Genomic DNA, 5,326 nt, shown 5'->3' with positions numbered 1-5,326 from the left:
GCATATTGTAACCCTAAATACCCCATCCAGAGAAGATTGGTTATCGCAACTTGCCGATGTTGTGACCGATCCTGATGAACTTCTGCATCTTTTGAATATAGACGCAGATGAAAAACTGTTGGCCGGACGCGACGCGAGACGACTTTTCGCCCTGCGCGTACCACGCGCCTTTATTGCTCGTATGGAAAAAGGCAATCCGGACGATCCGCTTTTGCGTCAGGTACTTACTTCCCAGGAAGAGTTTGTTGCTGCACCTGGCTACTCGACCGATCCGCTGGAAGAACAGCACAGCGTGGTCCCCGGTTTGCTGCATAAATATCGCAATCGGGCGCTGTTGTTGGTTAAAGGCGGTTGCGCGGTAAATTGTCGCTATTGCTTCCGCCGACACTTCCCGTATGCCGAAAACCAGGGCAATAAGCGCAACTGGCAGGTCGCCCTGGACTACATTAGCGCGCATCCTGAGCTGGATGAGATTATCTTCTCCGGTGGTGATCCGCTAATGGCCAAGGACCATGAACTGGACTGGTTACTCACGCAACTGGAAGCCATCCCGCACATTAAGCGTCTGCGCATTCACAGCCGTTTGCCGATTGTGATCCCCGCGCGCATTACTGAAGGACTGGCCCAGCGCTTTGCGCGTTCCTCCCTGCAGGTTCTGCTGGTCAACCACATTAACCACGCCAATGAGGTCGATGAGGCGTTTCACCAGGCGATGGTCAGACTGCGTACCGCTGGCGTCACGCTACTCAACCAAAGCGTTTTGCTGCGTGGCGTGAACGATAACGCACAAACGCTGGCGAACCTGAGCAACGCCCTGTTTGATGCGGGGGTGATGCCCTATTACCTGCACGTACTGGACAAAGTGCAAGGTGCCGCCCACTTTATGGTCAGCGACGATGAGGCTCGTCACATTATGCGTGAACTGCTGACGTTGGTTTCCGGCTATATGGTCCCCAAACTGGCGCGTGAAATTGGCGGAGAGCCAAGTAAAACGCCGTTGGATCTGCAACTACGCCAACAATAACCATTATTGAGTGTCCGATTTCGGACACTCACCACGATTACTTATTATTTAAATCCTCACAAGTGGAGCCACGCTTTTAATCTGTGCTATTTTAATTAGCGCTATAAAGTCATTAATTCATAATTTGTATTAGTAGAACCAAATTCAGAATATTAATAAATATATGGTTAGGGAGAACCTTTTATGGCTATAAGTATTAAGGGCATCAATACCGGTGTTATTCATAAAAAGAATGAATTTATTGCTTTAGCATTAAAGATAAAAGAACCAAAGAATAAAACGTCGTTATTTTTTCTTTCTCCGCTTGGGCTAAGAGATCTGCTGATCGCCCTGGAAAGCAGGCTATCCGTCAAACATCAGCTTAGCGAAAAAGAGCATGCGCAATATGAGAAGGAATGCGATAAAGTCAGCCAAAAGATGCACGAAAATATTCCTTTGATTCAGGAAGATGAGCTAAAAAATGCCGACATTAATCGTCGCATAAATTCGCTGATGTTAGTGGATGACAAAGGCGAAAACTTAACATTTTCTCTGACACTGCATGATGGACAAACGCGTGAATTACTGATTAATGAACGACAGATTCGGGTGCTGATCCATGCTGTTATTCATGCAATAAATAATGCTGGCATGCGGGAATTAGCGCTACGAATTACATCGCTGCTGGATTTCCTGCCGCTGTACGATGTTGATTGCCAAGAAAACGACAATCTGGAATACGACTCTTATACGCACCCAGAATGGAAACAAAGCCTGTTTCATCATTATCTGGCGATTATTTACCGCTATACGGATGATCAAGGAAAAGCCCAGTTCTGTGGTTCGGTAGTAAAAACTCGCGCCCCTTCCGGCAGCAAAGAGGCCGAAGCCATTACTCGCCGTCTTCTCGATTTCAGCCCACGACTGAAAAAGCTTGCTGGTGTACCGTGCCAGGTGTTTATCAGAACGTTAACGGGTGATAAGGCGCAAAAGCTCAATCAGGATCAGTGCCTGCGCGCGCTGCATCATTTACGCGCTCAGTCTGGGCATAACGCTCAAAATGCCTGATGTTTCTGCGCTTATCAGGCCGACGAATTTGTATCGTAGGCCTGATAAGACATTTAGCGTCGCCATCAGGCATCAACAGCATTTATCAATTTGGGCACTTATAAACCTGCCCGGTCATTTCACTGGCAGTAGGAACAAAGCTGGACAGCATTCCCTGTGATGGGCTGCTGACGCCATAAATCACGTTACCACCCATTGCCGCAGCCTGGTTACGCAGATCGTTTGCTGCGCCACGCATAGAGCCACCCTCTTCGCCGTGCTGGCCAGAAAGCCAGTTGCTTTGCGTACCGGTTGCAGTGCCAATCAGTTGACACTCTGCGCCAGGCTTCTCTTCGACGAAGCGTACGCTTTGCCCGGCTGAACTCAGTTCGTTGCTGGAGCTACAACCCGCCATCAGTAGCGCGGCACCAACGATCCCTGCTAAATATTTCACGTGCATGTCATTCCCCATAATCAATGAGCTGGACGTTATGTCCGTAGCTGAATCATATACTAAAAAGATGACCAAAAGAAAAACCCCCGGACATTTCTGCCCGAGGGTTTCTCATTTTTCGCGAGATACGTATTTAATCAAATAATTCAAGTTGCAGGCAGGCGGCAAGTTCATGAATCCCCTGGTACTTACATGAGTAAGTGACTGGGGTAAACGAACGCAGCCAATAAACCTGCGGCTTGAAGTATGAAGATTAAATTACATCATGCCGCCCATACCACCAGCAGCACCTAAGTCAGGCGCATCGCCTTTCGGCAGGTCAGTAACCATGCACTCGGTGGTGATCATCAGACCCGCAACAGAAGCCGCGTACTGCAGAGCTGAACGCGTTACTTTGGTTGGATCCAGAATACCCATGTCGATCATGTTACCGTATTCTTCAGTTGCAGCGTTGTAACCGTAGTTACCGTCACCCGCTTTCACGGTGTTAGCCACTACAGACGGCTCTTCGCCGCAGTTCAGTACGATTTGACGCAGCGGAGATTCCATTGCGCGCAGCGCAACTTTGATACCTACGTTCTGGTCTTCGTTCTGACCTTTCAGACCGGCAATTTTAGACGCTACGCGAATCAGCGCAACACCACCACCAGCAACCACGCCTTCTTCTACCGCAGCACGGGTCGCGTGCAGGGCATCTTCAACGCGGGCTTTCTTCTCTTTCATTTCAACTTCAGTCGCAGCACCAACTTTGATAACCGCAACGCCGCCTGCCAGTTTCGCTACGCGCTCCTGCAGTTTTTCACGGTCGTAGTCGGAAGTTGCTTCTTCGATCTGCTGACGAATCTGAGTCACGCGACCCTGGATTGCAGCTTCGTCACCCACGCCATCAATGATGGTGGTGGTGTCTTTGTTGATAACAACGCGTTTCGCCTGACCCAGATCTTCCAGAGTTGCTTTTTCCAGCTCCATACCGATCTCTTCAGAGATAACGGTACCACCGGTCAGAGTAGCGATATCCTGCAGCATTGCTTTACGACGGTCGCCGAAGCCAGGCGCTTTAACCGCCGCGACTTTCACGATACCGCGCATGGTGTTAACAACCAGAGTTGCCAGCGCTTCGCCTTCAACATCTTCAGCGATGATCAGCAGTGGTTTACCGGCTTTTGCTACTGCTTCCAGCACCGGCAGCATTTCGCGGATGTTGGAGATTTTCTTGTCAGCCAGCAGGATGAACGGGCTTTCCAGTTCTACTGCGCCAGTTTCCGGCTTGTTGATGAAGTAAGGAGACAGGTAACCACGGTCGAACTGCATACCTTCAACCACGTCCAGTTCGTCCTGCAGACCGGTACCGTCTTCAACGGTGATCACGCCTTCTTTACCGACTTTGTCCATCGCTTCAGCGATCAGTTTACCTACGGTTTCGTCGGAGTTAGCGGAGATAGTACCAACCTGAGCAATCGCTTTAGAGTCAGAGCACGGTACGGACAGTGCTTTCAGTTCTTCAACGGCAGCAGCGACAGCTTTGTCGATACCACGTTTCAGATCCATCGGGTTCATGCCCGCAGCAACGGCTTTCAGACCTTCAGTGATGATGGACTGCGCCAGTACGGTTGCGGTGGTGGTACCGTCGCCTGCAGCGTCGTTCGCTTTAGAGGCAACTTCTTTCACCATCTGCGCCCCCATGTTTTCGAACTTGTCTTCCAGTTCGATTTCACGGGCTACGGAAACACCATCTTTAGTGATGGTCGGTGCACCGAAAGATTTATCCAGAACTACGTTACGGCCTTTTGGACCGAGGGTAACTTTCACTGCATCTGCCAGTACGTTTACGCCGCGCAGCATTTTCACACGAGCGTCGTTACCGAATTTTACGTCTTTAGCTGCCATTTTCTCTTTCCCTTAAATTCGTATGTTCAGTGTCGTTCGCGGATTAGGCTTCAACAATTGCCAGGATGTCACTTTCAGACATGATCAACACTTCTTCATTGTCGATCTTCTCAGATTTAACACCGTAGCCATCGTTGAAAATAACGATATCGCCGACTTTAACGTCCAGCGGCTGTACGGTACCGTTGTCCAGGATGCGGCCCTTACCGACAGCGATGATTTCGCCACGAGTTGACTTACCTGCTGCAGAACCGGTCAGTACGATGCCGCCAGCAGATTTAGATTCAACTTCTTTACGTTTGACGATCACACGATCATGTAACGGACGAATACTCATTGATAGCTCTCCTTTGAGAAAGTCTTTATCAGTTATGGGTGACGCCGGCCCGTGAACGGTTTCCCGGCTAGTGACCAGAGAAATGGGGATGGGGCTTTGTACCTTCAAGGGGGCAAGCGAAAAAAAATTTATATCAGCAGAAAATTCCGTCAAAACGCCGACGCGCATCACATTTTATAACGATTTCAGTCACGTCGTCATAAGCAAATACGATTGTGATACCATCAAAAATCTGCGCTGTAGCCCGGTCAATGGGCATAACCGGATAACAACTTATGAGCGGACTGAAACAAGAGCTGGGACTGGCTCAGGGCATTGGCCTGTTGTCGACATCATTGCTAGGTACAGGCGTTTTCGCCGTCCCTGCGCTAGCCGCGCTGGTGGCTGGCAACAACAGCCTGTGGGCCTGGCCGGTGCTGATTGTTTTAGTCTTTCCCGTGGCGATTGTCTTTGCCGTACTGGGCCGTCATTTTCCCAGCGCGGGTGGCGTGGCGCATTTTGTTGGTATGGCCTTTGGCTCACGCCTGGAGCGCGTCACCGGATGGCTATTTTTGTCGGTGATTCCCGTCGGCTTGCCCGCGGCATTACATATTGCCGC

At 50.0% G+C, this 5,326-nt stretch carries 6 protein-coding genes; 3 read left to right on the top strand and 3 right to left on the bottom strand.

Translation table 11 applies throughout. The annotated features are described in order from the left end of the window. Positions 1-1,024 (top strand): EF-P beta-lysylation protein EpmB (gene epmB / locus KQJ19_RS22265; protein ID WP_216404165.1); only part of this gene is annotated, 1,024 nt, incomplete at its 5' end. A 183-nt stretch (positions 1,025-1,207) separates the two neighbouring features. Beyond that, entirely contained in the window at positions 1,208-2,071 is an 864-nt protein-coding gene (gene yjeJ / locus KQJ19_RS22260) for a YjeJ family protein (protein ID WP_216404164.1), read from the top strand. Between the two features lie 85 nt (positions 2,072-2,156). Here the strand turns inward: yjeJ and KQJ19_RS22255 are convergent, their stop codons facing one another. From KQJ19_RS22255 to KQJ19_RS22245, 3 genes are all read right to left on the bottom strand, one after another. Continuing rightward, positions 2,157-2,510, bottom strand: a complete 354-nt coding sequence (locus tag KQJ19_RS22255; RefSeq protein ID WP_016151391.1) for a DUF4156 domain-containing protein — start codon at positions 2,508-2,510, stop codon at positions 2,157-2,159. 252 nt (positions 2,511-2,762) lie between these two features. Beyond that, positions 2,763-4,391 carry a chaperonin GroEL gene (gene groL / locus KQJ19_RS22250; RefSeq protein ID WP_216404163.1) on the bottom strand — a complete coding sequence of 543 codons (1,629 nt, stop codon included), beginning with the start codon at positions 4,389-4,391 and terminating at the stop codon, positions 2,763-2,765. A 43-nt stretch (positions 4,392-4,434) separates the two neighbouring features. Beyond that, complete coding sequence (locus tag KQJ19_RS22245) at positions 4,435-4,728, bottom strand: co-chaperone GroES (protein ID WP_000027827.1); 294 nt, start codon at positions 4,726-4,728, stop codon at positions 4,435-4,437. A gap of 275 nt (positions 4,729-5,003) precedes the next feature. Between KQJ19_RS22245 and KQJ19_RS22240 the strand changes: the two genes are divergently transcribed. Then, positions 5,004-5,326 (top strand): amino acid permease (locus KQJ19_RS22240; RefSeq protein WP_216404162.1); only part of this gene is annotated, 323 nt, incomplete at its 3' end.

It is taken from the genome of Citrobacter sp. S46_ASV_140 (genome assembly GCF_018919545.1).
GTDB lineage: Bacteria > Pseudomonadota > Gammaproteobacteria > Enterobacterales > Enterobacteriaceae > Citrobacter > Citrobacter braakii.
Note: the sequence above shows the minus strand (reverse complement) of the source record. Positions and strands in the feature narration are given on the sequence as shown.